The organism is Halomonas chromatireducens (assembly GCF_001545155.1).
GTDB classification, from domain to species: domain Bacteria; phylum Pseudomonadota; class Gammaproteobacteria; order Pseudomonadales; family Halomonadaceae; genus Halomonas; species Halomonas chromatireducens.
This window is the reverse complement of record NZ_CP014226.1, coordinates 3,373,357-3,399,487: the sequence shown is the minus strand read 5'-3', so window position 1 is coordinate 3,399,487 and position 26,131 is coordinate 3,373,357. Positions and strand designations below refer to the sequence as shown.

Annotated in this window: 29 protein-coding genes and 2 pseudogenes; 16 read left to right on the top strand and 15 right to left on the bottom strand. The window is 63.6% G+C overall.

Translation table 11 applies throughout. The annotated features are described in order from the left end of the window. Positions 1 to 137: 137 nt before the first annotated feature. From LOKO_RS15725 to LOKO_RS15710, 4 genes are all read left to right on the top strand, one after another. Positions 138 to 1,385 carry an NAD(P)/FAD-dependent oxidoreductase gene (locus LOKO_RS15725; RefSeq protein ID WP_066451495.1) on the top strand — a complete coding sequence of 416 codons (1,248 nt, stop codon included), beginning with the start codon at positions 138 to 140 and terminating at the stop codon, positions 1,383 to 1,385. Between the two features lie 221 nt (positions 1,386 to 1,606). Next, a complete protein-coding gene (locus LOKO_RS15720) occupies positions 1,607 to 1,867 on the top strand; it encodes a helix-turn-helix transcriptional regulator (protein ID WP_066452404.1) in 261 nt (86 codons plus the stop codon). Further along, positions 1,857 to 3,116, top strand: coding sequence for a type II toxin-antitoxin system HipA family toxin (locus LOKO_RS15715; protein ID WP_066451486.1), 1,260 nt, complete (start codon positions 1,857 to 1,859; stop codon positions 3,114 to 3,116). The genes LOKO_RS15720 and LOKO_RS15715 overlap by 11 nt, the downstream gene beginning before the upstream one ends. Positions 3,117 to 3,427: 311 nt before the next feature. Continuing rightward, on the top strand, positions 3,428 to 3,727 hold the full coding sequence (locus LOKO_RS15710; protein WP_144439683.1) for a hypothetical protein: 300 nt from the start codon (positions 3,428 to 3,430) through the stop codon (positions 3,725 to 3,727). 108 nt (positions 3,728 to 3,835) lie between these two features. Here the strand turns inward: LOKO_RS15710 and LOKO_RS15705 are convergent, their stop codons facing one another. After that, a complete protein-coding gene (locus LOKO_RS15705; protein ID WP_235588886.1) occupies positions 3,836 to 5,779 on the bottom strand; it encodes an acetyl-CoA hydrolase/transferase C-terminal domain-containing protein in 1,944 nt (647 codons plus the stop codon). A 205-nt stretch (positions 5,780 to 5,984) separates the two neighbouring features. Between LOKO_RS15705 and LOKO_RS15700 the strand changes: the two genes are divergently transcribed. After that, positions 5,985 to 6,569, top strand: coding sequence for a tetratricopeptide repeat protein (locus LOKO_RS15700; protein WP_066451477.1), 585 nt, complete (start codon positions 5,985 to 5,987; stop codon positions 6,567 to 6,569). A gap of 128 nt (positions 6,570 to 6,697) precedes the next feature. Next, a pseudogene (locus LOKO_RS20325) lies at positions 6,698 to 6,901 on the top strand (HD domain-containing protein); the annotation flags it as partial. Here the strand turns inward: LOKO_RS20325 and LOKO_RS20320 are convergent. The 3 genes from LOKO_RS20320 to LOKO_RS15685 form a co-directional block, all read right to left on the bottom strand. Next, positions 6,863 to 7,240 (bottom strand): hypothetical protein, encoded by a 378-nt coding sequence (locus tag LOKO_RS20320; protein ID WP_235589040.1) that lies wholly within the window; start codon positions 7,238 to 7,240, stop codon positions 6,863 to 6,865. The pseudogene LOKO_RS20325 and the gene LOKO_RS20320 overlap by 39 nt on opposite strands. Continuing rightward, positions 7,203 to 8,747, bottom strand: coding sequence for a pyruvate kinase (pyk, locus tag LOKO_RS15690; protein ID WP_201025420.1), 1,545 nt, complete (start codon positions 8,745 to 8,747; stop codon positions 7,203 to 7,205). Before pyk ends, LOKO_RS20320 begins: the two co-directional genes overlap by 38 nt. Positions 8,748 to 9,034: 287 nt before the next feature. Further along, positions 9,035 to 10,033, bottom strand: a complete 999-nt coding sequence (locus LOKO_RS15685; RefSeq protein WP_066451471.1) for an iron ABC transporter substrate-binding protein — start codon at positions 10,031 to 10,033, stop codon at positions 9,035 to 9,037. A gap of 99 nt (positions 10,034 to 10,132) precedes the next feature. Between LOKO_RS15685 and LOKO_RS19705 the strand changes: the two genes are divergently transcribed. Next, positions 10,133 to 10,282 (top strand): hypothetical protein, encoded by a 150-nt coding sequence (locus tag LOKO_RS19705; RefSeq protein ID WP_158509953.1) that lies wholly within the window; start codon positions 10,133 to 10,135, stop codon positions 10,280 to 10,282. On the opposite strand, the gene LOKO_RS15680 is transcribed toward LOKO_RS19705, so the two are convergent. Both LOKO_RS15680 and LOKO_RS15675 read right to left on the bottom strand, forming a co-directional pair. After that, positions 10,265 to 11,599 carry a TRAP transporter large permease gene (locus LOKO_RS15680; RefSeq protein ID WP_066451467.1) on the bottom strand — a complete coding sequence of 445 codons (1,335 nt, stop codon included), beginning with the start codon at positions 11,597 to 11,599 and terminating at the stop codon, positions 10,265 to 10,267. The two genes, LOKO_RS19705 and LOKO_RS15680, sit on opposite strands and share 18 nt — an antisense overlap. Then, positions 11,596 to 12,096: a TRAP transporter small permease subunit gene (locus tag LOKO_RS15675; RefSeq protein ID WP_066451464.1), complete on the bottom strand. Its 501-nt coding sequence runs from the start codon at positions 12,094 to 12,096 to the stop codon at positions 11,596 to 11,598. The genes LOKO_RS15680 and LOKO_RS15675 overlap by 4 nt, the downstream gene beginning before the upstream one ends. Positions 12,097 to 12,197: 101 nt before the next feature. Between LOKO_RS15675 and LOKO_RS15670 the strand changes: the two are divergent. After that, positions 12,198 to 13,169, top strand: a pseudogene (locus LOKO_RS15670) (M20/M25/M40 family metallo-hydrolase); the annotation flags it as partial. A 100-nt stretch (positions 13,170 to 13,269) separates the two neighbouring features. On the opposite strand, the gene LOKO_RS15665 reads toward LOKO_RS15670, so the two are convergent. Beyond that, positions 13,270 to 13,743, bottom strand: coding sequence for a Dps family protein (locus LOKO_RS15665; RefSeq protein ID WP_066451461.1), 474 nt, complete (start codon positions 13,741 to 13,743; stop codon positions 13,270 to 13,272). Positions 13,744 to 14,091: 348 nt separating this feature from the next. On the opposite strand from LOKO_RS15665, the gene LOKO_RS15660 reads away from it, so the two are divergent. The 4 genes from LOKO_RS15660 (at position 14,092) to LOKO_RS15645 (ending at position 16,800) form a co-directional block, all read left to right on the top strand. Next, positions 14,092 to 14,643 (top strand): hypothetical protein, encoded by a 552-nt coding sequence (locus tag LOKO_RS15660; protein ID WP_083517624.1) that lies wholly within the window; start codon positions 14,092 to 14,094, stop codon positions 14,641 to 14,643. Further along, positions 14,643 to 14,999, top strand: coding sequence for a hypothetical protein (locus LOKO_RS15655; protein ID WP_066451455.1), 357 nt, complete (start codon positions 14,643 to 14,645; stop codon positions 14,997 to 14,999). The genes LOKO_RS15660 and LOKO_RS15655 overlap by 1 nt, the downstream gene beginning before the upstream one ends. An 86-nt stretch (positions 15,000 to 15,085) precedes the next feature. Continuing rightward, positions 15,086 to 15,745: a DUF1007 family protein gene (locus LOKO_RS15650; RefSeq protein WP_066451453.1), complete on the top strand. Its 660-nt coding sequence runs from the start codon at positions 15,086 to 15,088 to the stop codon at positions 15,743 to 15,745. Further along, positions 15,736 to 16,800 carry a nickel/cobalt transporter gene (locus LOKO_RS15645; protein WP_066451450.1) on the top strand — a complete coding sequence of 355 codons (1,065 nt, stop codon included), beginning with the start codon at positions 15,736 to 15,738 and terminating at the stop codon, positions 16,798 to 16,800. The genes LOKO_RS15650 and LOKO_RS15645 overlap by 10 nt, the downstream gene beginning before the upstream one ends. Here LOKO_RS15645 and LOKO_RS15640 read toward each other — a convergent pair. Next, positions 16,762 to 17,229, bottom strand: a complete 468-nt coding sequence (locus LOKO_RS15640) for an HIT domain-containing protein (protein ID WP_066451448.1) — start codon at positions 17,227 to 17,229, stop codon at positions 16,762 to 16,764. The two genes, LOKO_RS15645 and LOKO_RS15640, sit on opposite strands and share 39 nt — an antisense overlap. A 174-nt stretch (positions 17,230 to 17,403) precedes the next feature. On the opposite strand from LOKO_RS15640, the gene LOKO_RS15635 reads away from it, so the two are divergent. From LOKO_RS15635 to LOKO_RS15625, 3 genes are all read left to right on the top strand, one after another. Further along, positions 17,404 to 17,535 (top strand): entericidin A/B family lipoprotein, encoded by a 132-nt coding sequence (locus tag LOKO_RS15635; protein WP_066451445.1) that lies wholly within the window; start codon positions 17,404 to 17,406, stop codon positions 17,533 to 17,535. A gap of 94 nt (positions 17,536 to 17,629) precedes the next feature. Further along, the gene (locus tag LOKO_RS15630) at positions 17,630 to 17,761 is read left to right on the top strand and encodes an entericidin A/B family lipoprotein (protein WP_066451443.1); all 132 of its coding nucleotides are present in this window, start codon (positions 17,630 to 17,632) and stop codon (positions 17,759 to 17,761) included. Positions 17,762 to 17,944: 183 nt separating this feature from the next. Then, on the top strand, positions 17,945 to 18,211 hold the full coding sequence (locus tag LOKO_RS15625) for an I78 family peptidase inhibitor (RefSeq protein WP_066452403.1): 267 nt from the start codon (positions 17,945 to 17,947) through the stop codon (positions 18,209 to 18,211). Positions 18,212 to 18,229: 18 nt separating this feature from the next. Here LOKO_RS15625 and LOKO_RS15620 read toward each other — a convergent pair whose 3' ends face one another. The 4 genes from LOKO_RS15620 to LOKO_RS15605 all read right to left on the bottom strand — a co-directional run bounded on the left by LOKO_RS15620 (position 18,230) and on the right by LOKO_RS15605 (position 22,633). Continuing rightward, complete coding sequence (locus tag LOKO_RS15620) at positions 18,230 to 19,237, bottom strand: ion transporter (RefSeq protein ID WP_066451441.1); 1,008 nt, start codon at positions 19,235 to 19,237, stop codon at positions 18,230 to 18,232. Between the two features lie 35 nt (positions 19,238 to 19,272). Then, positions 19,273 to 19,800, bottom strand: a complete 528-nt coding sequence (locus LOKO_RS15615; protein WP_066451440.1) for an acyl-CoA thioesterase — start codon at positions 19,798 to 19,800, stop codon at positions 19,273 to 19,275. A 108-nt stretch (positions 19,801 to 19,908) separates the two neighbouring features. Continuing rightward, a complete protein-coding gene (locus LOKO_RS15610) occupies positions 19,909 to 21,219 on the bottom strand; it encodes a short-chain fatty acid transporter (RefSeq protein WP_066451437.1) in 1,311 nt (436 codons plus the stop codon). Positions 21,220 to 21,337: 118 nt separating this feature from the next. Beyond that, complete coding sequence (locus LOKO_RS15605; protein WP_066452402.1) at positions 21,338 to 22,633, bottom strand: MATE family efflux transporter; 1,296 nt, start codon at positions 22,631 to 22,633, stop codon at positions 21,338 to 21,340. A 225-nt stretch (positions 22,634 to 22,858) separates the two neighbouring features. Between LOKO_RS15605 and LOKO_RS15600 the strand changes: the two genes are divergently transcribed. Next, complete coding sequence (locus LOKO_RS15600) at positions 22,859 to 23,173, top strand: hypothetical protein (RefSeq protein WP_066452401.1); 315 nt, start codon at positions 22,859 to 22,861, stop codon at positions 23,171 to 23,173. Positions 23,174 to 23,256: 83 nt separating this feature from the next. Here the strand turns inward: LOKO_RS15600 and LOKO_RS15595 are convergent, their stop codons facing one another. The 3 genes from LOKO_RS15595 to LOKO_RS15585 form a co-directional block, all read right to left on the bottom strand. Next, on the bottom strand, positions 23,257 to 23,505 hold the full coding sequence (locus LOKO_RS15595) for a YfhL family 4Fe-4S dicluster ferredoxin (protein ID WP_066451434.1): 249 nt from the start codon (positions 23,503 to 23,505) through the stop codon (positions 23,257 to 23,259). Between the two features lie 81 nt (positions 23,506 to 23,586). Continuing rightward, a complete protein-coding gene (gene coaD, locus LOKO_RS15590) occupies positions 23,587 to 24,066 on the bottom strand; it encodes a pantetheine-phosphate adenylyltransferase (RefSeq protein WP_066451432.1) in 480 nt (159 codons plus the stop codon). Between the two features lie 83 nt (positions 24,067 to 24,149). After that, a complete protein-coding gene (locus LOKO_RS15585; RefSeq protein WP_066452400.1) occupies positions 24,150 to 26,027 on the bottom strand; it encodes a beta-ketoacyl synthase in 1,878 nt (625 codons plus the stop codon). Positions 26,028 to 26,131: the final 104 nt, after the last annotated feature.

Sequence of the window (26,131 nt, the reverse complement as noted above, 5' to 3'; positions counted from 1 at the left end):
CACTAAGCCACAATAATAGACTTATCCTCTTACTTATCGGCGCATTGCCGATTTTCCAGGAAGTGCTGCTAAACTCCGTGAATGACAGGCTTCGCCCCGCGGCGAAGCTTTCTGTATCTATCGGCAGGGAGACCTTCATGGCCCGCAATATCATCGTTCTTGGTGCCGGCATGGTCGGCGTATCTGTGGCCTGGCACCTGGTGCGTCGCGGTCATGACGTCACCCTGGTGGACCGCCGCGAGCCGGGGCTCGAGACCTCCTTCGGCAATGCCGGCATCATCCAGCGCGAGGCGGTGCGCCCCTACGCCTTCCCCCGCGATATCGGCACCCTGCTGCGGGTGCTGCCCAATCGCAAGGTGGATATCCGCTACCGCCCCACCGGCATGATGAACGCGGCAGGTCCGCTCCTGAACTACTGGCTGAACTCGAGCGGTAAGCGCTACGAGCGCATCGTGCGCGAGTGGGCGTCGTTGATCATGCGCTGCCAGGATGCTCACGCGCCGATGATCGAGGCTTCCGGCGCCGAGGCGCTGGTGCGCAAGGGCGGCTGGCTGGAGCTTTACCGCACCCGCAAGGCGTTCGAGGAGCGCCAGGAAGAAGCCCGGGAGAACCACGAGCGCTTCGGAGTCGAGTATGAGGTGCTGGACGCCGAGGCGCTCTACGCCAAGGAGCCGCATCTGGGCAAGGGGCTGATCGGGGCGATCCTCTGGACGCAGCCCTGGATGGTTTCGGACCCGGGCGGCCTGGTGCAGGCCTACGCCCGCAGCTTCGCGGAACAGGGCGGCCAGGTGATGCAGGCCAGCGTCGAGGACGTGCTCCAGGTAGATAGCGGCTGGCAGGTCAAGACCAGCGAGGGGCCCCTGGAGGCAGATGAGGTGGTGGTGGCCCTGGGGCCCTGGGCCGGAGAGCTGCTGGGAAGGCTGGGCATGAAGGTGCCGCTGTTCGTGAAGCGCGGCTACCATATGCACTACTCCGCCGAAGAGGGAGCCAAGCTCAACCACTGGGTCATGGACGCCGAAAAGGGGTTCCTGCTCGAGCCGATGCGCGCCGGAATTCGCCTGACCACCGGCGCCGAGCTTGCCGACCTGGACTCGCCGCCCCAGTACAAGCAGCTGGCTGCCGCCGAGAGGGTGGCACGCAAGCTGTTCCCGCTGGGCAAGCGCCGTGACGGCCAGCCCTGGAAGGGAGCCCGGCCCTGCCTGCCCGACATGAAGCCGGTGATCGGCCCGGCCCCCGACAAGGCGGGATTGTGGCTCGCCTTCGGCCACGGCCATCAGGGCTTTACCCTGGGTCCGGCCACCGGCGAGCTGCTCGCCCAGATGATGGATGGCGAAGAGCCCGCGGTGGATATGACGCCCTTCCGCGTCGATCGCTTCCGAATGTAAGGCCACAAGGCTTTGTACGAAAGCGGGCGCCCTTGTGGTGCCCGCTTTGTCATGGCTCCCACGACTCCCCTGCCAGGGAAACTCGATCAGAGTTACCGTTCGGTAATTTTCGCCATTTATCGCGTCCTGACGGCCTCATGATTACCGATCGGTAATTATTTCATTGCGGAACAGGGGAGCCGCGCCTAGAATTACCGAACAGTAATCACATGCAGGTTCCCATGCCTACCAACGACTCCCCTGCCCACCCGACACACATTCGCCACAGTGAAGAGCTCGGCAAGCTGGTACGCCAGCTGCGCGCCGAACAGGGGTTATTGCAAATCGACCTCGCCGGCCTGGCCGGAACCGGCAACCGATTCATCGTCGATCTGGAGCGGGGCAAGCCGACCCTGCAGCTGCAAAAGGTGTTGGATGTGCTGGACCTGATGGGGCTCGAGGTCGTCGTGCGGCGCAAGGGTGCCAGCCGACATGGCGAGTGATGACACTCTGGCGGTTTACCACGGCGACAAATATGTCGGACGCCTCTACGACGTTCAACCGCTGCGCTTCGAGTATGCTACCGAATGGCTGGAGCATCCTGAAGCGGTCAGCCTCTCGCCCTCGCTGCCGCTCATTCAGCAGGTTCACGTTGGCGATGCGGTGCTGGCCTACTTCGAGAACCTGCTGCCGGAAGGCGACCTGCGCCACCATCTGGCACTTCGCCACCACACCACGACCGTTTTCGGCCTGCTGAAGGCCATCGGTGGGGACACAGCCAGCGGCTTTACCTTGCTGCCACCGGGCGAGTCACCGGCTCCGCCGCACTATCGCCCCATCAGTTGGGAAGCGCTAGCGGAACATCTGCAACACCGGGAACGAAGCCCCCTGCTCTCGCAACAAGGTGAGGAAGCCCGCATCTCGCTGGCCGGCGCTCAGGACAAGCTACTACTGATGGTACTGGAAGATGGGAGCCCCGCCATACCGGAAGGATCGGCGCCTTCCAGCCATATTCTCAAGCCGGACATCCAGGCCCTGAGGGGCGTATGGGGTTCCGCCATCAACGAGACCTTCTGCATGCGGCTGGCCGCCGAACTCGGGCTCAAAGTCGCCGAGGCCAGCTACCAGCCCGAGACCCACGCCTGCCTTGTACGCCGCTACGACCGGGTTGCCGATGAACAGGGCGGACTGCGACGCCTGCACCAGCTCGACTTCTGCCAGCTCGCCGGTACACCTTCGTTGATCAAGTACGAAAGCGACGGCGGGCCCGGCCTGGCTCGCTGTCGCGACCTACTGCAGCAGGCCGGCGCACCGGCCAAGGACTTGCAGCGCCTGATCGCCTGGTTCTTCTTCAACCTGCTGGTGGGCAACAACGACAGCCACGCCAAGAACCTCGCCATCCTCTATACCGATGAGGGGCCTCGGCTGGCGCCGTTCTACGATCTGATGAGCACGACGCTCTACAGCGGGCTCGCGCGCCGCTTCGCGTTTCGCATCGCCGACGAGGATCGCCCCGGAAGCATCGAACGCTCGCACCTCGAAGCGCTGGCCCGCTCGATGCGCTTCCAGCCACGCTATTTCCTACGCCAGGGGCTAGAACTCGCCGAACGCATGCCGGCGGCCATCGACAGCACACTCGCCTCCCTGAGCACCGAGGCTCATCAGGGTACTGAGCAGACGCTGCTGGAAAGGCTACAGCAGCGGCTGCTGAGCCATTGCCAAAAGCTGCCGGAGCGGTGGTCTGCCGGATAGGGGTGGCCTTTGGCCGCATCGTGGATGAGATGCACCAATGGAAATCCATGGGATCGCCAGCTGCGGCAGCAAGGGCTGGCTGGGTGCCACGAACCAGGGCCTGAAGGCCATGTGAATGTGGGCCAGCGTACCGACACAGGTCGCAGGACAGGTTAGTGTGACTCTAATTCTGAGTCCCGATGGCTTCATGGCGAGGCTCAGGCGTGGATACTCGCTATCCACAGGAGCGATCTCCAAGAGCAATCTCCAAGAGCAATCTCCACCCACAAGCACCAGATCGAAGTCCGAAATAACGAGGAGTACCTGACGAAATGTCGAATAACCCGATGAACATGATGTTCGCCTGGATGAAGATCGCATCTTCCTACAACCAGATGATGCTTTCTTCCAGTGAGGTGATCGTTCGCCGCACCATGATGATGGCCAGCGGCACCATGACCCTCCCCGATGCCATGAGCATGATGATGGAGAAAGGGACAATTTACGCCACGGCAACCGAGCGAGCGGCAGTGGCGATGGCCAGCGGCGCCGATCCCGCAAAGATCACCGCGGCAGCGCTGAAGCCATACAGCACCAAGACCCAATCCAACGTGCGCAAGCTGCGCGGCTGAACGGAACCAGTCCTCCAGCGGCAATCGCTAGCAGAGGGCCAGAAACGCAAAACCGCCCCCCCGGGAAGACCCGTCAGTGGCGGTTTTTTTGTTTCTGAACCTGACACGCTATTTCGATCGCAGCGCCTGCAGCACCAACCGCCGCTCCAGGTGTTCGTTCCAGCCGCTGGGCCGATCCAGCTCAAGCCGGGCCAGCAACGACTGTTCAGCGTCGCTGGCTTGGCCTGCACTCAGTGCGCCCAGCAGCGCTTTCAGCTTGCCGCTTCGGGTGGCGGTGCGCGCCTTGAGCTGCTTGAGGGCCTTGCCCAGGGTCAGCTCCTCGTCGGTAAAGTCGGTGCCGAACGGAAACCGGGAGAAGACCTGCTCGCCGCCCATCCGTTCAAACTGCTGCGCCAGTTGCTCGGGGGTATTGTCCCGCCAGAGCGCGGGAATCTCGACGTCGGCGGCCACTTTGCCGGCATCCTTGGCCTGAGCCAGCAGCTCGGACTGGAAACGCGCATCGGCAATGGCGATCAACGCCAGGCACACCTCCTCATCAGAGCGACCACGCAAATCGGCGATACCGTACTCGGTCACCACGATATCGCGCAGGTGGCGGGGAATGGTGCAGTGGCCGTAGCTGAACAGAATATTGGACCGGGTTTCGCCGCCGCTCTCGCGGGTGCTGCGCAGGGTAATGACCGAGCGAGCCCCGCTCAGCTCGTGGGCCATGGCGACAAAATTGTACTGCCCGCCCACACCGCTGATCACCCGGCCATCCTCCAGGCCATCCGATACCACCGCCCCATCGATCGTGCATAGCATGGCAGAGTTGATAAACCGCGCATGCTGGCGCTGGGCCACCTTGAGCCGCTGATTCCCGAAGCGGTGATCATAGAGGTCATTGATGTAGTTGACGCTGGTCATGTTGATGCTGGCGCGCTCGGCGTCGGACAGCGCGTGCAGCTTGTCGTAGAAGCGCCGAGGCCCCACGTAAAAGCCGCCGTGCATCACCATACCCTTGGCCGCGTCGGGGTGGTCGCTGCTCTCCGGGTCGATCTCGCCCCGGTTGATCGCTTCCTGGAAGTCGGCGTCGGCAAAGACCCGGCGCTTGAGCACATCGCCTTCCATCAGGTAGATAAAGCCATCCACCATCATCTCGCTGCAGCCATACAGCCCCTGGCTGAAGGGCTGGGTGTCACCCCACTGCTCGGCCACCGGAAACCGCTCGGCCACCTGCAGGTCCTGGTAAATCGCTTGCCAGCGGGCGTTGTCCCGCTGGCGCAACAGGGTGCTATGCACCAGCGCCGCCCCCAGGGAACCGATGCCGATTTGCAGCGTGCCGGCATCCTTCAGCAAGCAACTGGCGTAGAAGCCGATCAGGTGATCTTCTGACGAGATGGGCGTCTGGGGTGCGCTGAACAGCGGATACTCGGTATCCGGGTTTTCCAGCAGCAGGTCAAAGTCGGTACGCGCCACAGCCGCGTCATTACCCAGATACGGCAGGTGCCGATTGGTTTCCGCGACACAAACGGTGGCATAGGGTTGCTCGCGCAGCCAGAGCAACGCATCCAGGGTCATGTCCGGATTGCAGCTCAGGCTCACCGCTTCGCCCTGCTCATCGGGCGCTACCAACTGAGCCAGCACATTGATGCCCTGGGCCATCAAATCGCGCAGCGCGTGAGTGTAGTTGGTGCAGATATAGTGGCGCTGCTGGTCGGTGTTGTTCTTCAGGTTGCCTGCCTGGAAAAAGAATTCGGACACCGTGACATTGTCCGGCAGGCGGTTGGCCTGGGCATCCCGAGCATAGGCCAGCTCGGGGATATCGCCGTACAGCCGCTCGACAAAAGGCCCCATGAAACGGCGCTCCAGGGAGGAGCCGCCCGCCGGTGCCAGCAAAGAGAGCGCGGTGACGATATGCAGCTTGATCGTCGGATCACGCTGGGCGCGGGCATAGAGGGCGTTCACAAACCGCAGGGGTTTGCCCAGCCCCAGCGGCAGCCCCAACACAATGTTCTTGCCCACCCGCTCGATGACCTGATCAACGCACTGGTCAGCATCCTGATAACTCACCGGTTCACCCATAGCCTGAACCCCATCCTTGGCTTCGATAGATTCAAGCTAGCACATGGGGACAGCCGTCGAATGGCGGGAGGCGCGAACACCCGGCTCCCCGAGTGGCCCATCGAAGCCTATCTGGCTACTTCTTTTTGAGCGTTTCAGGTAGCTTGGCTTCTCACACGACAACCATCGCCGTTGAAATCGAGGTAGAACCACAGTGAAGAAAACCCTGTTCATCTCGATGGCCACCCTGCTTACCTCCCTACTACTGACTGCCTGCTCGCCGGCCAGCGGCGAGCCACCGGCACACTATCTAGAGCGCGCCGGCACCGCCCTTATGGAAGCCATGGGCGATACGGAGCAGCTCGAGAACGTTCTTGCGATATACGATGAAGGGCTGGAACGACACCCTGACAACGCCGAATTGCTCAATAGCCGCGCGCAGCTCCTCGCCAGCCTCGGCCGGTACGAGGAAGCCAAACGCGACCTGGATGAACTGCACGAAGAAGGATTACACAAGGAGGGAATGCTGCTGCGCTGCATGCTGCATGAGCGCCTGGAAGGAGCCACGGACGATGCCTTGGCGTGCTATGCGGAGGTGGAGGCCGCCTATGTCCTGGCTAGCGAGCCAGACGACTATCCCAACGCCAACCACATCCTGGCGGCTCGCCTGGCCGGCTCTCCCGAGGCCGATGCGCTATTGCTGGAATGGCAGGACAGCGACGATCCGATGAAGAATCCAATGCTGGGGGAAATGCTGGAGATGGAGAGGGAGGCGTTGATAAAGCAGTTGCTGCCGTAAACTGGCCTGACATTGGAAAAGCCGAAGCGAGGGCAATTGCAGATCGACCTCACCCGGCTCGCGAGAGCCATCCGAGGCCGAGAGATATCAGGCACAATGGAGAAGGTGAAGCTGAGGACGTTACCTGAATGGACGACATAACCGAACGGGCTGCGCTGTTTAGCAGGGCCGCACATCAAGCCGTTGGGCAACGACGCAAGTACAGTGGCGAGCCCTACTGGCACCACCCGGTGGCCGTCACAGAGATCGTGTCAGCAGTCGAGACGGCAACACCGGAGATGATCGCCGCCGCCCTACTGCATGATGTGCTCGAGGATACCGGCGTTACGCCGATGGACATCGAGGAGTGCTTCGGCCAGCGGGTAGCCGCCCTGGTCCAGGAACTGACGGATCAATTCATCGATCCGGAAATCGGCAACCGCGCTCACCGCAAAGCGCTGGAGCGTGACAGGCTGGCTGAGGTTTCCCCTGAGGCGCAGACCATCAAATACGCCGACCTGATCGACAACACCATCAACATCGTCGCGCGAGATCCTGGCTTCGCCCGGGTCTATCTGGCCGAGAAGCGCCGACTTCTGGAAGCGATGGAAGGGGATGACCAGGCGCTGAAACGTAACCGGCTGGTGAACCCATCTACCGGAGAGGCTCGCCTTCCTCTCGCGGCGCTTCAACAACACCATCCTGATCAAGCGGGAGGACCTGCAGCCGGTCTACTCCTTCAAGATCCGCGGCGCCTACAACAAGATGGCGCAGCACCAGTGCCAGGCTGGGTCCGGGGGACATGGCCCCCATGGCGCAGACCGCCACCNCAATGCCCTGCTCGACCAGCAGCGCCAGCGCTCGCTCATTGAGTTCGGTGGGCGCCATCTCGCTGGTGTCGAAGGGCAGCGAGACCACGCCGCGGTAGAGCGCCATGCGCCGCTGGGCCACCGGGCTGTGGGCCAGGCCGACGATGGGCAGGCCCGAGCGGATGCGCGAGGCGATCAGCGGCGTGTAGCCGGTGGAGGTCATGCAGGCGATGGCCGCCACGCCGGTGAGGTGGTTGGCGGCGTACATCGCCGACAGGGCGATGGTCTCGTCGATCCGCGAGAAGCCCTCGTGGATGCGGTGACCGGACTCCTGGGCGATCCTCTCGCGCTCGGCGCCGAGGCAGACGCGGTTGATCGCCGCGATGGTCTCCACCGGGAAGTCCCCGGCGGCGGTCTCGGCGGAGAGCATCACCGCATCGGTGCCGTCGAGCACCGCGTTGGCCACGTCGAACACCTCGGCCCGGGTGGGCAGCGGCGAGGTGATCATCGACTCCATCATCTGGGTTGCCGTGATCACCGCCCGGTTCAGGGTGCGGGCGCGCTTGATGATGCGCTTCTGCATGCCGATCAGCTCGGCGTCGCCAATCTCCACCCCCAGGTCGCCGCGGGCTACCATCACCGCCTCACTGGCCTCGATGATGCCGTCGAGCGTCGCCGCGTCGGCCACCGCCTCGGCGCGTTCGAGCTTGGCCACCAGGCCGATCTCTTTCCCCGTCTCGCCCAACAGCGCCCGCGCTTCCTGCATGTCGGCGGCGCTGCGGGGGAACGAGACCGCCAGGTAGTCGACGCCGATGTCGATGGCGGTCTTGAGGTCGGCGCGGTCCTTGTCGGTGAGCGCCGGGGCCGAGAGCCCGCCGCCCTCCTTGTTGATGCCCTTGTTGTTGGAGAGCTTGCCGCCCACCACCACGCTGGTGTGGATCAGGTGGTCGGCCACCCGGTTCACATGCAGCACCAGCCGGCCGTCGTCGAGCAGCAGGCGGTCGCCGGGGGCGACGTCATCGGCCAGGGTCTTGTAGTCGCAGCCGACCCGGGTCACGTCACCGGCATCGGCGTCCAGCGCCATGTCGAGCAGGAAGGACTGCCCCTCCTCGAGCATTACCGGCCCATCCTTGAAGCGGGCGATGCGGATCTTGGGGCCCTGCAGGTCGCCCAGGGCGGCCACGGCCCGGCCCAGGCGGGCGGCGATCTCGCGCACCCGCTCGAGGCGGCGGCGGTGGTCGTCGGGCGAACCGTGGGAGAAGTTGAGGCGCACCACGTCGACGCCGGCCTCGATCATCGCTTCCAGCACGCCGTCGCGGTCGCTGGCCGGACCCAGGGTGGCGACGATCTTGGTGCGACGAAGGGGAGAGCGAGGTTGGCAGTGGGGCATGGAGAGTCCTCCTTGTGGCGACGCCNGGTGGTAGGGACGCAAGACCAGATCGACAAGCGTGGCGCTGTCAGCTTCGAAGGCCCGCAGGCCCAGATAGAGCAGCGGCACCAGCATGGCAGCAGCAACGACCAGCGACGGCAGCAGGATGTGCAGCGGCACATTCCGGGGCAGCAGGCGCGGCAGGCGGGAGGCCGGCTGACTATGGATGGAGGTGCTGTTGGTCCGTGTCATCGTGCCTCGCGGAATGAAGTGCGCCGCCTGCAGAGCAGGCGGCGCTCGGGTCGGCGTTACAGCAGGCCGACATCGCGCAGTAGGTTCAGGGTGCCTTCGAGATCCTCGAGCTCGTCCAGGTCGATCTGGGGGGACACCTCGAGAAGGCGATCAAAATCTTCGAGAGTCGGGTTCTGGATGACGCCGCGGGTCACCGGGTACTCGTACACGCTGCCGGTGAAGTACTGTTGGGCGGCCGGCGAGAGCAGGTAGCGCACGAACTCGATGGCCTCTTCCTGACTGTCGCTGCTGCCGACCACGGCGATACCGGCCACGTTCACCAGGTTGCCGATATCACCGTCGGCGAAGAAAGCCTGTTCCACCGGGTAGTCGGCATCGCTCGCCTTGAAGCGTGGCAGGTAGTAGTTATTGACCAGGCCGAAGTCGATTTCACCGCCGGCGATGCCCTGCACCTGGGTGGTATTGTTGCGGAAGGTAACTGCGCCATTGTCACGCATGCCTTCCAGCCATTCACGGGTTGTGTCATCGCCATGTTCGACGCGCATGGCGGTCAGGAAGGACTGGAAGGAGCCATTGGTGGGGGCCCAGCCGACACGCCCTTTATAGCGCTCATCGGTGAGGTCGAAGACGCTCTCGGGCAGCTCGCCCTCGTCGACCCGCTCCGGTGAGTAGGCGACGACCCGCGCGCGGCCGCTGGCAGCAACCCAGTTGCCGGACTCGCTGGTGTAAATGCTTGGCAAGCCTTCATAGATATCGGCCGGCAGTTCGGCAAGCAGACCGGCCTGGCTGATGGCGCCCATGGCCCCGGCATCCTGGCCCCAGTAGAGATCGGCCGGTGAACGGTTGCCCTCTTCCTGCAGCAATACGGCCAGCTGGGCCGTGTCGCCATAGCGGACCTGCACGCTGATGCCCGTGTCCTTCTCGAACTGTTTGACGACTGGCTCGACCATCGACTCGCCACGCCCCGAATAGAGCGTCAGGCTGGCGGCGGAGGCCAGCGGAGCGGCAAGCAGGGTGGTTGCGACAGCGGTTACAGTAAACAGCGTCTTGCGCATGGATGTGTTCCTTGAGGCTGAAAGGCGGGGGAAATAGTGCGCCACTCTGTGTTGACATCGTCCCTCGGCCAGTCTCGGTCTAGCGCCACGATAGCAAAAATGGATCTGATTGCAAATGACAATGATACGCAAAAAGATTTTAATGATCTCGGTCAATTTTCTCTGCTGAAAAAGCGCAGCACCCGCCACTCGTTTGAGTGGCGGGCGCTTTTTCCGGCAGGCACGGTGGGGTCAATAGCCGACCAGTAGCGCCGGCAGGCCGGTGATGAGGGCGGGGAAGAAGGCCATCAGCAGGCAGGCCAGCACGATCAGCGCCACGAAGGGGATCACCGCCTTGTAGAGGTCGACGATCTCGACGCCGGGTGGCGCGACTCCCTTCAGGTAGAACAGTGCGTAGCCGAATGGCGGTGTCAGGAAGGAGGTCTGCAGCACCACTGCCACCATCACCACGAACCACAGCACGTCGATGCCCATCTGCTGGACGATCGGCAGCATGATCGGGAAGCTGAGCAGTACGATGCCGGTCCAGTCCAGGAACATCCCCAGCAGGAAGACCAGGAACAGCATCAGGATCAACGCGCCGGTGGTGCCACCGGGCATGGCCAGTACCAGGTCGCTGATCACCGTCATGCCGCCGCCGCGGGAGAAGACCCCGGTAAAGGCGGTGGCGCCGACCAGCACCAGCATCACCATGGTGGTCGTCTTGCCCGCCTCGATCAGGGTGTGAAAGCAGGTTTTGATCTTGCGGTCACCGAAAATCAGGAACAGCAGGAAGGCGATCCCCACGCCGATGGCGGAGGCCTCGGTAGCGGTAGCGATCCCGGTGAAGAGCGCCCCGAGCACCCCAAGGATCAGGCCCATGGGCGGCACCACGTACTTCGCCAGCATGATCAGCAGCTGACCGGTACTGGTTTCGGCGCGCTCCGCCGGAGGCACGGGAGGGCCATAGGAGGGTTTGATGTAGCAGATGATGAGCACATAGAGCGCGTACATCGTCCCCAGCATCAGGCCCGGGATCAGCGCCCCGGCGAACAGCGCCCCCACCGACACCGGCGAATAGCTGGCCATCAGGATCAGCATGATGCTCGGCGGGATCAGGATGCCGAGGCAGCCGCTGGCCATGATCACCCCGGAGCTGAGCTCCTTGTTGTAGCCGTACTTGAGCATCGGTGCGAGGGCGATCATGCCCATGACAGCGATCGACGCCCCGACGATGCCGGTAGTGGCGGCGAGCAGCACCGAGACGATGACCACCGTCAGCGCCAGTCCACCACGAAGATTGGCCAGCAACAGGCGCATGACATCGAACATCTTCTCGGTGACGCCCGAATCATTGAGAAAGCGTGCCATCAGTACGAAGAGCGGAATCGCCACCAGCACATAGTTGTCCATGGCGTTGCCATAGATATTGTTGATGATAGTGCCCAATACCCGCGGCCCAGGGCCGAGATAGGCCCCGATCACCGCCACCCCACCCAGCACGAAGGCCAGCGGATGGCCCATGAACAGGCCGACCAGCAGGCCGCTGAACATGACCAGGGTAAGCAGTTCTGCACTCAGACTCATGCGGTTTTCTCCCGAAGCTGCTGAATGGCACGGATGACGATGGCGATGGCCTGCAGGAGGATCAGGAAAGCGGCCACCACGATCACGCCCTTGATCGGGTAGACCGGTATCGAGACCATGCCATAGGTGGTCTCACTGCGGCTGTAGGAACGCATGAAGAAGCTCCAGCCGAAGGTCAGCAGCATCCAGATGAAGGGTACGAAGAAGATCAGATAGCCGAGCAGTTCGATGGCGGCCTGCTTGCGGCGCGTGAGCAGGCGCTTGAGCACATCGACCTCGACGTGGGCGTGATGGCGCAGGCCATAGGCGGCCATCAGCATGAAATGGGCGCCGAACAGCATCTTGGTGATATCGAAGGCCCAATCGCTCGGGCGCCCGGTAAAGAAGCGCAAGGCAATGTCGTAAAGCACCACCAGGGTGATGATGGCAATCAACGGCGCAATGACACGCCCGAGTGTCTCATTGAGCGTGTCGATCGCCTTGGCAATCGCATTCATGGAGTGACATGTACCGCGACGCGCTCATCCAGGGGTGTGAGCTCGAGCCGTGGCAAGAGGTGGTCATGGGCGAAGGCAACCGGCTCCTGCACTGACAGACGCTCAATCTCGATTCGGAGGACCGCGGGGAGGTCTTCATCGGCTGTGCCGGTGGCGCCGATATCGTGGTGGAAGCCCAATTGCCGACTGCCGAACTCGCCGACGATGAAGTGGCGCTGCGGCTCTCCCTCACCGGGCTGGTGGGGGGGCATTCCGGCATCGATATTCACCGCGGCCGTGGCAACGCCAATCGGCTGCTGGTGCGGGCCCTGCGTGCGCTGGAAGCCTTCGATGCCCGACTGGTCGATTATCATGGCGGCACGCTGCGCAATGCGCTCCCCCGCGAGGCCTTTGCCACCCTGGCGCTGCTGGCCGACGAGGAGGATGCTGCCCGTGAACGGATCGCCGCGCTGCAAGAGGAGCTGCGTGCCGAGCTGGCAGGTGTCGACGAGGGGGTGACGCTGACCCTGCAGGCGCTGATGACGCCGCCGTCCCAGGCGCTCAACGCCCATGCCAGCCGCATGCTGGTGGCGGCACTGCATGTGGCGCCCTGTGGGGTGGAGCGGATGAGTCAGGACATGCCCGGAGTGGTGGAGACCTCCAACAACCTGGGCGTGGTCAGCCTCGATGAGGGGCGCTTCCATCTTTGCGCGCTGGTGCGCTCTCTGCGCGACAGTGCTACGGCCGACATGGCCGACCGCTTTGCCGGGCTGTTCGATCTGATCGGCGCCCGCACCCGAGTCGAGAATGCCTATCCCGGCTGGACGCCCGACCCCAGCAGTCCTCTGCTGGCGCGCTTCCGCCGGCTGCATCAACGGCAGTTGGGCAACGACCCGGCAGTGAAAGTGATCCATGCAGGACTGGAGTGCGGCATCCTGGCTGGCAAGTATCCCCACCTCGACATGATCTCCTTCGGCCCGCTGATTCGCGGCGCTCACTCACCCGACGAGCGGGTGGAGTTGGCCTCCGTCGAGGAATTCTGGGCGTTGCTGCGGGGGCTGATCGAGGAAATTGCCGAGAGCCGGGTTGCCTGACGCCGACGTCAGGACGAACCGGGCATGGAAAACGGCACCGTCCGTAGGGCGGTGCCGTAGAGGCGGTGAACCTGTATCGAGCTCAAGCAGGCCGGGGCCGTCAGCCTAGGTAGGCGTTGAGCATCCAGACGGTCTTTTCCTGCTCGCGAATATAGTCACCGGCCTGGGCAGCGGTGCCTTCGTCATCGGCATCGGACGCCAGGGCAAGAATTTCGCGCTGCAGCTCAATCAGCGTTTGATAACCCTTGAGCACGCCTCGTACGCAGGCTTCGCCATCGTGTACGTCCTTGTCTTCGGCGATCACCGCCATGGCCACATAGTCACTGTAGGCGTGGGCTGGCTGATGCCCCAGGGTCAGGATACGCTCGGCCACCTCATCCACCTTGGTCAACAGGTCGGTGTAGAACTCCTCGAACTTGGTATGCAGCTCGAAGAACTGGGGACCCTTCACGTTCCAGTGGTAGCCACGCACATTCATGTAGAAAATCTGATAGTTGGCCAGCAGGGCGTTGAGCTTTTCGGCAAGCTGGCTGGCGCTGCTCTCGTGCAGGCCGATGGCATTGGTGTCGCTCATGCGCGGTACTCCTTGTGCTGAGTGATTCTAGGGCAGGTCCATTGGAAAATTGCCGTTCCGGGGCGATTGGTATCGCCATGGATGTAGCGCCAGTCTAAAGGCCCACGGCGCGGTGAGATAAGAAAAATCTGATCATCGCCTCCATAGCGTTCCTTCATGATGTGTCGCCGGGCGCATCGCTTTTCAAGGGTATGCGAAGTTTTGCCGCACCATCGATGATCTTGCGGGAACCCTGCATCATGGCGAGACTCAGATGAATCGGCGTGCAGGAATAGGCTTGTCGACAAGTGATTGCATCGCATCCTGTGCCGCGTAGACTGCGACCAAATCGACCGGGAGTAAGCCCAAATGCGTTCATGGTGGTGGATGCCCTGCCTGCTGGTGCTGGCCGGCTGCCAGACGGCCCCCACGGCACTGCCCACGGCGGAGCCTCGGCCGGCAGCGGAGTGCCGTTGGGAAGGCGGTGGCCTGGGGTCGGAGGAGTGGCTGCGTCGGGCCCTCACGGCGCTCGAGCAGGAGGGGTTCGTGATTCGGCACACCGAGACGGCGCTGGGGCTGGTCAATGCCGAGCGGACCCGTACGGTGCCTGGCTACGGCGACTTCTACGACCGTGAGCGTGTCGGAGTGTTCGGCGGCTATGGCGTGGGCGGCGGGAGTGGCGGTCTATCCACCGGCGTGATGATCGGCTTTGGCGGCGGGGCAGGCAGCTTTACGCGCGATGCCACGCGCCTGGAGCGCGTCTCGCTGGTGGCCGACGGCGATTGGGTGCGGGTCACGCGGGATATCCAGGTCATCGACTGGCAGGGCGAGATCCGCGAGTCCCGCAGTGCCAGCGATACCGACTTCTGCCTTTCGTTACGCAATGCCATGACCGCGATCGACTCCCGGGGAGGCGCCTGATGTCCCGTTTCGTCACCCTGCTGCTGGCGCTCTTGCTGGCCGGCTGCGCGGCCACTGCTCCGGCGCCCGAGCCCCGCGAACTCTCCCTGGCGGCCACGCCAGGTGCCGTGCTGCATGAAACCGTGGACCTGCTGATGGAGGAGGGCTATGTGATACGCCATGCGGATGCCGAGCTTGGCCGAGTGGAAGCGGCGCTGGCCCGCTGGCCCGGTTATCGGGTCCGGGCGGAGGTCACGCCCGAGGGCGAGACGGCACGCATCTCGCTGACGGCCACGCGGGGCGGGCGTCCACTGCCGCCTCACCTGCTCGACCGACTGCTGGCGGCACTGCAGACCCGGCTCGGGCTGGCTCCCTGATGTCTCGGTGCATCGGCGCCTGTCGCGCCATCCTGTTTCACCTGCTTTCGAGATACCCGAAGACTATGAAGCATTTACGCCCTTTAATGCCGAGCCATACTCGCTTCTGGCCGATCTGGATGACGGTGCTGCTGCTGATGCCTGCTCTGGCTCAGGCACACCCCCATGGCTGGATCGACATGCGCATGCGCTTGATGCTCGACGACCAGGGACGCCTGGAAGGGCTGCATCAGGCCTGGCGAATGGACCCCTTCTATAGCCTGATCATCCTTGAGGAGCTGGGGCTGGCCGAAGGCGAAGGGGGCCTCGAGGCGGGTCTGGACAAGCTGGGTGGCGAAATACGCCAAAACCTGGCGCCCCACGACTATTTCACCGAGCTGCAGGTGGATGGCGAAAAGCTGGCCGTCGGGGAGGTAACCGAATACACCGTGATGGAGCGCGGCGGGCGCGTCGAGTTCATCTTCATGCTGCCGCTGGAGACGCCGCTGCCGCTGAGTGAGAAGACGCTGTACTACAAGGTGTTCGATCCCACCTACTACCTCGAGGTGGTGCATGAAGCCGAAGGCAAGACGCCCCTGGATGATGCCCTGACGGTCAACGGCGAGCTGACGTGCTCGACGCGTATCGTACCGGCCGACCCGGACCCCGAACTCGTCATGGAGGCCGCGATGCTGGACATCACCGATGAAGCCGAGCCGGGGCTGGGCCGTCACTTCGCCGAGACCGGGGAGGTAACATGCGATTGAGTGCCATGCGCCTGCAGGGCAGAGGGTGGTTGTTCGGGGTTGGCCTGATGCTGGCTGCCATTCTCGTCCTGCTGATCACTCAGGGAAGCTTCCAGTCGCTGAGCTTTCAACTGGTCTCCTGGCAGCGGGATTTTCACCGTGCCCTCACCATGGCGATCACCGATCTCTCCGGGACGCCCTCGCCGGCCACCTGGATGGCACTGCTGGGCATCAGCTTCGGCTACGGGGTCTTCCACGCCGCGGGGCCCGGTCACCGCAAGGCGGTATTGACCACCTACCTGCTCACCCAGGGTGGAGCGGTGCGCCGTGCGCTGGCCCTCTCCTTTGCCGCTTCGCTGCTGCAGGGCGTCGTCGCCATCAGCCTGGTCGTCGTGCTGGTCCATGGGCTGGGCTGGGTCACTCGCCAGGCCATGGGTAGCGTGGTCTGGGTCGAACAGGCCAGCTTCCTGATGGTGGCGCTGTTGGGGGCCTGGCTTTGCCTGCGTGCCATTCGACAGCTGCGAGGCCCAGCACCCCACCGTCATGCCGACTCGCCGCCCGGCGCTGCTGCGGAGCATGCATCAGAGCATGCCGCGGACCCTGATCATGGTCATGAGCACTGCTGCGGGGGGCATCACCACGTGGACCCCCGGCAGGCCGCCGACTGGCGGACCGCGCTGGCTACTGTCGTCGCCATCGGCATCCGTCCCTGCAGCGGCGGCGTGTTGCTGCTGGGTGCGGCGACCCTGCTGGGCCAGTTTCCGGTTGGCGTGGCGGCGGTGCTGGTCATGTCGCTGGGCACGGCATTGACTGTCTCCGGCCTGGCTCTGGCCAGTGTTGTCGCCCGTGGCTGGGCCGAGCGGCGACTGGCACGGCAGAGCAGCATGGCGCGCGCCGGCAGAGTGCTGGGCTGGGCGTCGCTGGCCGGTGGGCTGGCCATCATGGCGCTTGGCATCTCGCTTTCCGTCACAGGGGTGAGCCAGCCCTCTTCGGCGCCGCTGCTGGGCGAGCCGCCTTCCCGTGGCGCGGGCGCCGAATCACCCGCCCGGAGCAGCCCCTTCGGTGGTGGAGGCTGAGCCCGGCGTCATCAGTTTTAGTCGCTCGACCTGGGCCAGCAGGTGGTCCCGCATGCTGGCCAGGCTGTCCAGGTCATAGGGCTCGGGCTCACCATGGCCCCAAACGGGTGCCGGCCAGGCAGCATCGTCTCTGCGCCTGACAACGACATGCACGTGGAGCTGGGCCACCACATTGCCGAGGCTGGCAATGTTGAGCTTGTCTCCCTTGGTCAGCGCTTTCAGCATCTGGCCGACCAGAGTGGCTTCGCGCCAGAGCTGCTGCTGGTCCCCTTCGTTCAGTTCGAATACCTCGCTCACGCCACGGCGGCGGGGGATCAGTACCAGCCAAGGAAAGCGAGCATCATCCATCAGCCGAAGCTGACAAAGGGGTAGCTCGGTAACCGGGTAACTGTCCTGGACCAGCCGTTCATCGAGTTCAATGGATGTCATCGCGTTCCCTCATTACCGATTATGCCGAGCTATCTCTCACCTTCCTCATCATGACACAACCTGGTTGAGAATAGCCCCTGGGGTCTGATGCAAAGCAATGCGTTAAATCGCGCAGTGGCCTTCTGACAGTGCTAGATTGAAGAGGCAGAAGTCCTGCCCAATGGAGAAGGCGAAATGAAACGGATACTACCCATGTTGCTGGTTTCGCTCTTTGCCCTGTCACTGCTGAGTGGCTGCAACACCATGCGTGGCGCGGGCGAGGATATCGAAAGAGGCGGCGAGGCGATTCAGCGCCAGGCAAGCTGAAGCGGCAGAGTTAGGCAAGGCCTGTTACGCTGAATAAGACCATTGCTTCACGGAAAGGAATGGATGTCCCGGAAATTTTCAAGGAGAAACGACCATGAAGAGAGCCATTGCCCTTAGCTTTGCCCTGCTGATGACCGCCGGTGCCCTCGCAGGCTGCAACACCATGCAAGGTGCCGGAGAGGATGTGGAGCGCGGCGGACAGGCTGTACAGGATGCCGCCGATTAAGGCCGTGTTTTAACTCCATCAACGGTACGGCCGACACACGGGTGTGCCAGGCGTCATGCCCGTGTGTTCCCCTTCGGCCGTCCTTCCCTGTTATTTCCGTCAGCCATTGAGGCGAAGATGGCCATATCCATGAAGCTGTGCCTGTCGTTTACCAGCCTGTTGCTGCTAACCGCGTGTGCTCCCATGAACCAGACCAACCCACCCCGTGAACCGGCCCCTGAGCCTCCCCGCGTCAGTAGTGAAGGGGATGTCTGTGGCGCGAGCCGTGTCCAGGACCGTGTCGGACGCCACTATGACGAGGCGCTGGGCGAGTCGATGCGTGAACAGAGCGGTGCCGGTACGCTGCGTGTGATGCGCCCCGGCCACGCCTATACCCTCGAGTACCGCGAGGATCGTCTCAACGTTCGTGTCGACGAGAACGAGGTGATCACCGACATCGGCTGCGGCTGAAGCCGGCTTTCGTCCGCTTCAGTCATAGCGCTGTTTCCAGCGCTGCCGGGCGACCTGCTCCTTGAGTAGCTCCAGGGTGTCGAGCAGTACCTGCTCGGTGACCCTGTCCGTGTGTGCGTCGACCCTTAGCCAGGCATCGAAGCTGCTGTCGGCGAGGTGCTCCACCAGCGAGTCGAACTCCGGCGAATGCAGGCCCTCGATGGCCTCATGCACCAGGCGTTGCGCGATATCGCTTAGCGCTTCATCGAGGGCGCTGGCGACCTGGCCGCCCAGCGGCAGGCGCCTGAGCCGCTTGATCTCGGGGCTTTCCGCCAGGGTTCGCCTGACCAGGGCACTGATGAAGCGCATCAGGTCATCGCGGTTGGCCCGGTAGGCACTGTCTGCCATATCCTCCAGGCGGCGGCAGATTTCGTGGATCAACTCCTGCTTGCGCGGCATGATCACCTCGTCGGCGATACGCTGTGACAGGGAGTCGCTGCTGCGCACCTGCTCCTGGATACTCACCAGCTGGCGAAGGGCGATACGGTCCGACAGCTCCTCGAGCAGGATGTCGTAGTACTTGGCGTAGACGCCGTACAGTCGCCACTGGCGGATATCGATCAATCCCAGCCGCTGTAGGCGATGCAGTAGCGAAATGACACGCAATATCCTCAGCAGCCGGAAGCCGCCCACCGGAATGCAGCCCAGCACGTCGTACCAGTGCACGAAGGGGTAGAAGAACCAGCGGTGATAACGGCGCTCGACAATGGCCGCTGCCCACCCCAGCAGGACATCGAGCACGAAGATCGCCACGAAGACGAGGTCGATGGCGATGAAGTTGTCATGGATATGCCGGTCATAGGCACCATGCAGCCCCGGGGCGATGGCCGCGAAGGCGTCGTTCAGCGGAGTCAGTGCGAACAGGGCATCGAACAGCAGCAGCGTCAGGTTGGCCACGACCAGCACGATGATGAGCAGGTCCCATACCAGGTGCATGCGCTCGCTGAAGGCAGAGGCTCTGTCGCGGTCGGGTGGAGTACGGGACATGGCCTCTCCTTGTCCGGTGACGGGTTCGATACGCCTCAGCTGTCCTGCGTGCGGTTCGCCTGGCTGGCAAAGTGGTCCTTCTGTGCGCGATGCTCCTCCTCTTCGGCCTTCTTGCGTAGTTTCTTGCGCAGCGCGGCCTTCTCGAAGCGCAGTTTTTGCAGCGAGGTCGCCAGCTTCAACGGTGGAACCCTGGCAGGGTGGCCGTTGGCATCCACCGCCACCATGGTGAGGTAGCAGCTGTTGGTATGCCGTATCACCTTGTCGCGAATGTTCTCGGCCACCACCTTTACGCCGATCTCCATGGAGGAGCGGCCAACGTGATTGACGCAGGCAAGAAATGTCACTAGCTCGCCAACGTGGATCGGCTGCTTGAACAGCACCTGGTCAACGGAGAGCGTCACGACATAATGCCCTGAATAGCGGCTGGCGCAGGCGTAGGCCACTTCATCGAGCTTCTTGAGGATGGCCCCGCCATGGACCTTGCCGCTGAAATTCGCCATGTCGGGGGTCATCAGCACGGTCATGCTCAATTCATGCTGACCGGGCAGGTCGTGGTGGTCCATATCGATTTCCTGTGGGGGCGTTCCTACAGCATAACGCCTTGCCACGTTCGTCACGACTCGTTGGCAAGGCGTTATCTCAGCCTGGGGGCCGCTGGTGCGCGGCCGGGTTCAGAACCAGGTCAGGCCAACGGCAATGATGATGCCGGTAATGAACAGCTGGATCAGGCAGAAGCCCATGATGTCCTTGGCCTTGAGCCCGGCGATGGCAAGTACCGGCAGCGCCCAGAACGGCTGCAGCAGGTTGGTCCAGGCATCGCCCCAGGCCACGGCCATGGAGACGCGTGCCACGTCCACGCCCAGCGCCTCGGCGGCCGGCAGCATCACCGGTGCCTGTACCGCCCACTGGCCGCCACCGGAGGGCACGAAGAGATTGACGATGCCAGCGCTGAGGAAGGACCAGAACGGCAGCGAGGTTTCGGTGGCAAACGAGATCAGACCCTGGGACATGGATTCGGCAAGCCCGGACTGCACCATGATCGCCATGATCCCTGCGTAGAAGGGAAACTGGATCACGATGCCGGCACCGCCCTTGATCGCCTCGTTGAGGCTCTCGAGCAGGCTGCGGGGGGTGCGGTGCAGCACGATGGCCAGGAACAGGAACATGAAGTTGACGATGTTCAGGTTCAGGCCGCCGCCACGCAGGATGAAGTGGTCGAGCAGGAAGATCACCCCGGGGATGCCCACGAGCCAGGCCAGGGTCACGCTGTTTTCCAGCCGATCGGCCGGGCGAGTGATGCGAACACGGGCATCGGGGGCATCCCCCAGCACCTTGGGGTCCACATAGACGCTGTCTTTCTCGTCGGGCAGCATCAGGCGGTTGACCAAAGGAATGCTGATGAACAGGCAGGCCACGATCGCCAGGTTGAAGAAGGAGAAAATGGTGGCGCCGGTGCCGATCACGCCGATCTGATCGGCGGTGAAGTGCCCGTCGGTGGCGATGGTCAGTGGAATGGAGCCGGCGAGCCCGCCGTGCCACACAACGAAGCCGGAGTAGGCGCTGGCCACCAGCAGGCGGTAATCGACCCGGATCAACCGTGCCAGCTCCTTGGCGAACAGGGCGCCCACCACCAGACCGAAGCCCCAGTTGATCCAGCTGGCCAGCAGGGAAACCAGAGTGACCATGATGATCGCGCTGCCGGCGTTCTTGGCCTTGCCAGCCAGCTGCTGCAACATGCGCTTCACCGGCGGTGAGCTGGCCAGCATGAAGCCGGTAACCAGGATCAGCAGCATCTGCATCGAGAAGGTCAGCAGATTCCAGAAACCGTCGCCCCAGAAGCGCATCACCGCCAGCGGGGTCTGGCGTTCGACGCCAATGGCTGCGGCGGCCGCCACGAGGGTCAACAGGAGAACGAAAATGAAAGGATCGGGCAGATAGCGATCGACCAGCCTGACGGCAGGTTTGGACAGGAACTTGAGCATGGCAGTTTCGCTTCTTCTAATGTTGTGGAATTGCTGTCGGGTCGTCTGAGAAAAGTAGCGCAAGCTCAGAAGGTTGCATGGTTCGACTCGTCAACGGTGGGACGAATGTCAGGTTTTGTCAAAGGGAAGGGGCCGCCGGATGCCAGCGGGTGCGGCGGTAATGCAGGTAATAGCCGGCAAGAACGGCCGAGCGCACCAGGCTGAATGTCAGGAAGGCCAACCATAGGCCATGGTTCCCCAGCGGCTGAGTGGCCCACCAGATCGGAAGGTAAACAGCCAGGCCGAGGAAGATGCTGTTGCGCATCTCGCGTATTGCCGTGGCACCGATGAAGACGCCATCCAGCAGATAGCTCCAGACCGCAATCACGGGCATGGCCACCATCCATGGCAGGTAGCTACCCGCCGTGGCGCGCACTTCCGGCAGTCCGGTCAGCAGGGCGATGAGGTAATGTCCACCGAGGGCGAAGGCCAGCGAGGCAACGGTGGCGGTGATCAGCGAGAACCAGGCTGCGGTTCGCACGGCGGTGGCGAACTCGTCCCAACCCCTGCGGCCCACCGAGCGGCCGACGATGGCCTCGGCGGCGTGGGCGAAGCCGTCCAGGGCATAGCTGGTGAGCATGATGAACTGCAGCAGCACGGCATTGGCGGCCAGCACGGTATCGCCCTGTACGGCGCCCCGCGAGGTGAAGAAGGCCATGGCGAAGAGCAGTCCCAGGGTGCGCACGAAGAGATTGGCATTGACGTGGAAGAGCTCGGCGTAAGCGGCCAGCGTCAGCAGGCGGCTGCGCAGGAAGCGTCCCTCCAGCAGTTTCAACTGTCGGGTCACCAGCCACAGGCCGAAGGTCAGCGCCGTATAGTCGGCGATGACCGTGGCCCAGGCCACCCCATCGCTGGTCATGCCGAGGCCCACCACGAAGAGCAGGTCGAGGGCGATGTTGACGCTATTGGTCAATACCAGGATGAGCAGGGTGACCCGTGAATTCTGCTGGCCCAGGAACCAGCCGAGAATCGCATAGTTGGCCAGCACCGCCGGCGCCGAGAGAATGCGGATCTGCGCGTACTCGGCTGCCAGTTCGGTGGCCACTTCGCTGCCGTTCAGCAGCCAGAGCCCGAGAGATATCAGCGGCCGTGAGAAGAGGATCAACAGGGTGCCGATGCCAGCGGCCATCAGCAGCGACTGGCCCAGCAGGTTGCGCACTTCGCTGTCGCTTTCGCGACCCACCGCCTGGGAGGTCAGCCCCGTGGTGCCCATGCGCAGGAAACCGAAGCCCCAGTAGAGGAAGCTGAACAGGGTTGCGCCCAGGGTCACCCCGGCCAGGTAGCGGGAATCCGGCAGGTGACCGACCACGGCGGTGTCCACCAGCCCCAGCAGCGGCACGGTGATGTTCGACAGGATGATGGGCCAGGCCAGCATCCAGATGCGACGGCGGGCGGCGGAGGGAGTAGCCAGTTCCTGGGATGCCACGGGGTCTTCCGGTGTGAGGCGAAACCGTGAAGCATGGCGGGCGATGGGGCATAACGCAACCAGGCGCTACGGTGAATCACTGGATGCCGGTCGCAGGGTGTGGGACCTTTATAGAGCGCTTGTGCTCAGGGCGGGCATTTTCGATCAAGATGATAAGGGGGTGGTATGTCACGTATGGCGAAAGGAACCATGGGACTCGTGGTGGCGGTGATGCTGGCGCTTGCGAGCCTGCCGGCGATGGCTCAGGAGCAGCATCTGGAAGCTCGACCGAGCGGCGGCGCGATGATCGCCGATGCTCTGATTGCACGGCCGTTGCTGCTGGCGGCGACCCTGGGTGGCACCGCACTGTTCGTGGTGTCGCTGCCGTTCTCGGCAATGGGGGGCAACGTTGACCAGGCGGCGGAAACGCTGGTCAAGACACCGGCCGAGGCCACGTTCCGGCGCTGCCTGGGATGCACGTCCATCAATCCCCGTCCCTACGAGCGATAGCCTTACCGTCACCAACGAACGCCAGCGCCCCGCGTAATAGCGGGGCGCTGGCGTTTGTCGTGAGTCCTGGCGTCGTTGTGCGTTCAGGCCGCGGTGATGACGTGGTACTTCTCCATCAACTGCTCGCGGCTCTCCTCGCGCTCCGGGTCCAGCGGTATGCAGTCCACCGGGCAGACCTGCTGGCACTGGGGCTCGTCGTAGTGACCGACGCACTCGGTGCATAGGTTGGGGTCGATGATGTAGATCTCTTCCCCCGCCGAGATGGCGCCGTTGGGGCATTCGGGTTCGCAGACGTCGCAGTTGATGCACTCGTCGGTGATCATCAGGGCCATGGGGCTACCTCGCGATAAGGCGCGGCCAGTGGTACTGGCACGCCCGGGTGAAGCGACTCGGGATAAAGCCGAGTGTTGCAGTCAGGTATTGTAATGGCTGCGCAGCGCTTCGGCGACCCTGGGATGCACCAGCCGGGTGATATCGCCACCGAGCTTGGCAATTTCCCGCACGATGGTGGAGGAGATATAGGAATTCTCCACCGCGGGGGTCAGGAAGACGCTTTCCAGCTCGGGCGCCTGGGCACGGTACATGTTGGCCAACTGCAGCTCGTACTCGAAGTCCGATACCGCCCGCAGGCCACGCAGGATGATGCGTGCTTTCTGTTCGACCATCATGTCGGTGAGCAGGCCGGAAAAGCCGATGACCTCGACGTTGTCGAGCTCTGCCACCACCTCTTGGGCCAGGGCGATGCGCGTGCCCAGGTCCAGGGCCGGCCCTTTGCCAGGGCTGGCGGAAATCGCCACCACGACCTTGTCGAAGAGGCGCGCGGCGCGCTCGATCAGGTCGAAATGGCCGTGGGTGATGGGATCGAAGGTGCCGGGATAGACCGCGATTTTCATGGCGCTCCGCTCAGTTGTCACTCTCAAGGGGGCTCAGGGTAACCGCCCGTGGCCGGGCCGACAATGTCCACCTCGCCATAGCATCACTCTTCCAGCCGGCCGAAGGGGTTGTCCACCGCCAGCGAGACAGGGCGCGCATAGCCGGGAATCTGGATGCTGTCGGCACTGACGTCGAGCTCCGGCCCCTCCAGCACCCCTTCTCCGAAGCGATAGCGGGCCAGGTAGTGTCCGTGATCGGCCCTGTCGAGGTAGGCCTTGCTCGCCTCGCGGGTTGCCTTGCGGCGTTCACGCCAGGCCGCCAGCGCGGCTTCACCATGGCGCTGCGTCAGCAGCCGTTCGGTCACGGCCGGCGACAGCACCACGCCGGTGGCGTTGTTGCCGCCGAAGCCCTTGGCATTGATGAAGGCGGCATCGGCGTCGAAGGCCTGGGGGGTGCGGGAGAAGTGCAGCCGGTCCGCATGCACGTCGTCGGCCACCGCGTTCAGGGTGGGAATGCCCGGCAGCAGGCCATGGGCGAAACTGCCCAGGGCGCTGGTCAGCTGATCGCCTGCGGCGCTGCCCTGGGAGTGGCCGACGAAGGCCTTGACCGCCACCACGGGCCAGTTCTCGATGCCGTGGGCCTGGGCGATGAGGTCGAAGACATGGGACTCGGTCACGCGATTCTTGGGCGTGCTGGTGCCATGGGCATGCAGGAAGGTGCGTTCTTTCAGGGCTTTTTCGCCGAGCATGTCGCGCACCAGCGAGGTGGCCTTGCCCAGTGTGATGTAGTTGCCGATGCCCGGGGCAGAGATCGAGCGCTTCCAGCCGTCGGCGTTGACGAAGACCCCCGGCACGCTGCCGAGTATCTCGGCACCGACTTCCAGCGCCAGGGAGTCGTCCAGCAGCAGGATGAACTGGCTGGCCTCGGCGATGGTGAATCCGCAGTTGCGGGCGAAGGGGCGGCAGGCCCGCTGGTAATCGGCATCGGTCAGCAGCTCCAGAGCATCCAGCGCCTTGAGGCTGTCGTCATCGGCCAGGGCGCCCATGGCGCGAAAACCCTCGATGATCTCCGGCGTCACCGGCGCATCGGAGGTGCCGACCATTACCGCACGGCGCTGGCCGCTGCGAATATCCTCGCACCCCAAACGCAGGTTGTAGAGGAAGCTGGCGCAGGCGCCGAGGACGGCGCCGGTGCCACCGACGCTGCCCAGTACATAGGCGTTGAGGAAGTCGGCGGGCATCTGGCCATAGCCCAGCGGCATCTGCTTGGAGGTGGCGCGGTTGCCAGAGACAAAGCTCTTGAGCAGCCCGCCCCATCCTTCGTCGTCGAGCTGGCCGATGGAGTTGCCGGCATAGACGGCAACCTCGTCCGGATCGAGGCGATCGCGCAGTGCCTCCCAGGTCAGCCCGCTGCTGCCCAGGCAGTCGCTGGCGGCGAAGATCGACATCGACAGGCCGCGAGGGTGGTGGACGCTGCGATAGTGACGGCTGGGATCGAAGCCGCTGGGCAACTGGCCGGCGGCGCGTACCAGGGCCGGGCGGGTTTCAGGCAGCATCACGTCCAGGTCGCCGGGAGGCACCGTGACTTCGAGGGTATGGCGATCCAGCTCGCGAACCTGCCAGGTACCCGGGAGGCGTTCAGGCAGCTGGCGGCGCCGAATGCGGAAGACCAGTTCGCTGCCCAGTTCCAGGCTGGCACGCCGATTGGCCGGCAAGCCGTCGTCATTGAACCGGGGATCCTCGATGCGCCGGATGAGCGTATGGTCGAGGATCTGCTCGCGGCACTGGTCAGCCAGCTGGGAAGCGCTGATGGCCTGGCCTGTGGCGTCATGCCAGCTGCCATCGCGATGGCTACCCAGCCCCATCAGGGCGGCCAGGCCCAGCAGGAGATGCTGCTGGTCGTCGTCGGTCAAGGCATCGATCACGGTGCGACGAAATGCTTGATGGCCAGACGTACGGCCGGCGGCGTTGACGCCGCCCATGCCGACGATCACCGGTAAGTGTGACAAGCCGCTTTCCTCGTTCTGCAGTTGGTGCGAGTGGCTGTAATTGGTATGAGACTGGCGATCATAGCACCCGGTCCGGG

What these genes read in the sequence shown, in the direction of transcription:
- LOKO_RS15725 (WP_066451495.1), top strand. Translation starts at nt 138, where the DNA reads ATGGCCCGCAATATCATCGTTCTTGGTGCCGGCATGGTCGGCGTATCT.
- LOKO_RS15720 (WP_066452404.1), top strand. Translation starts at nt 1,607, where the DNA reads ATGCCTACCAACGACTCCCCTGCCCACCCGACACACATTCGCCACAGT.
- LOKO_RS15715 (WP_066451486.1), top strand. Translation starts at nt 1,857, where the DNA reads ATGGCGAGTGATGACACTCTGGCGGTTTACCACGGCGACAAATATGTC.
- LOKO_RS15710 (WP_144439683.1), top strand. Translation starts at nt 3,428, where the DNA reads ATGTCGAATAACCCGATGAACATGATGTTCGCCTGGATGAAGATCGCA.
- LOKO_RS15685 (WP_066451471.1), bottom strand. Translation starts at nt 10,033, where the DNA reads ATGCGCAAGACGCTGTTTACTGTAACCGCTGTCGCAACCACCCTGCTT.
- LOKO_RS19705 (WP_158509953.1), top strand. Translation starts at nt 10,133, where the DNA reads ATGGATCTGATTGCAAATGACAATGATACGCAAAAAGATTTTAATGAT.
- LOKO_RS15680 (WP_066451467.1), bottom strand. Translation starts at nt 11,599, where the DNA reads ATGAGTCTGAGTGCAGAACTGCTTACCCTGGTCATGTTCAGCGGCCTG.
- LOKO_RS15675 (WP_066451464.1), bottom strand. Translation starts at nt 12,096, where the DNA reads ATGAATGCGATTGCCAAGGCGATCGACACGCTCAATGAGACACTCGGG.
- LOKO_RS15665 (WP_066451461.1), bottom strand. Translation starts at nt 13,743, where the DNA reads ATGAGCGACACCAATGCCATCGGCCTGCACGAGAGCAGCGCCAGCCAG.
- LOKO_RS15660 (WP_083517624.1), top strand. Translation starts at nt 14,092, where the DNA reads ATGCGTTCATGGTGGTGGATGCCCTGCCTGCTGGTGCTGGCCGGCTGC.
- LOKO_RS15655 (WP_066451455.1), top strand. Translation starts at nt 14,643, where the DNA reads ATGTCCCGTTTCGTCACCCTGCTGCTGGCGCTCTTGCTGGCCGGCTGC.
- LOKO_RS15650 (WP_066451453.1), top strand. Translation starts at nt 15,086, where the DNA reads ATGCCGAGCCATACTCGCTTCTGGCCGATCTGGATGACGGTGCTGCTG.
- LOKO_RS15645 (WP_066451450.1), top strand. Translation starts at nt 15,736, where the DNA reads ATGCGATTGAGTGCCATGCGCCTGCAGGGCAGAGGGTGGTTGTTCGGG.
- LOKO_RS15640 (WP_066451448.1), bottom strand. Translation starts at nt 17,229, where the DNA reads ATGACATCCATTGAACTCGATGAACGGCTGGTCCAGGACAGTTACCCG.
- LOKO_RS15635 (WP_066451445.1), top strand. Translation starts at nt 17,404, where the DNA reads ATGAAACGGATACTACCCATGTTGCTGGTTTCGCTCTTTGCCCTGTCA.
- LOKO_RS15630 (WP_066451443.1), top strand. Translation starts at nt 17,630, where the DNA reads ATGAAGAGAGCCATTGCCCTTAGCTTTGCCCTGCTGATGACCGCCGGT.
- LOKO_RS15625 (WP_066452403.1), top strand. Translation starts at nt 17,945, where the DNA reads ATGAACCAGACCAACCCACCCCGTGAACCGGCCCCTGAGCCTCCCCGC.
- LOKO_RS15620 (WP_066451441.1), bottom strand. Translation starts at nt 19,237, where the DNA reads ATGTCCCGTACTCCACCCGACCGCGACAGAGCCTCTGCCTTCAGCGAG.
- LOKO_RS15615 (WP_066451440.1), bottom strand. Translation starts at nt 19,800, where the DNA reads ATGGACCACCACGACCTGCCCGGTCAGCATGAATTGAGCATGACCGTG.
- LOKO_RS15610 (WP_066451437.1), bottom strand. Translation starts at nt 21,219, where the DNA reads ATGCTCAAGTTCCTGTCCAAACCTGCCGTCAGGCTGGTCGATCGCTAT.
- LOKO_RS15605 (WP_066452402.1), bottom strand. Translation starts at nt 22,633, where the DNA reads ATGCTGGCCTGGCCCATCATCCTGTCGAACATCACCGTGCCGCTGCTG.
- LOKO_RS15600 (WP_066452401.1), top strand. Translation starts at nt 22,859, where the DNA reads ATGGCGAAAGGAACCATGGGACTCGTGGTGGCGGTGATGCTGGCGCTT.
- LOKO_RS15595 (WP_066451434.1), bottom strand. Translation starts at nt 23,505, where the DNA reads ATGGCCCTGATGATCACCGACGAGTGCATCAACTGCGACGTCTGCGAA.
- coaD (WP_066451432.1), bottom strand. Translation starts at nt 24,066, where the DNA reads ATGAAAATCGCGGTCTATCCCGGCACCTTCGATCCCATCACCCACGGC.
- LOKO_RS15585 (WP_066452400.1), bottom strand. Translation starts at nt 26,027, where the DNA reads ATGGGCGGCGTCAACGCCGCCGGCCGTACGTCTGGCCATCAAGCATTT.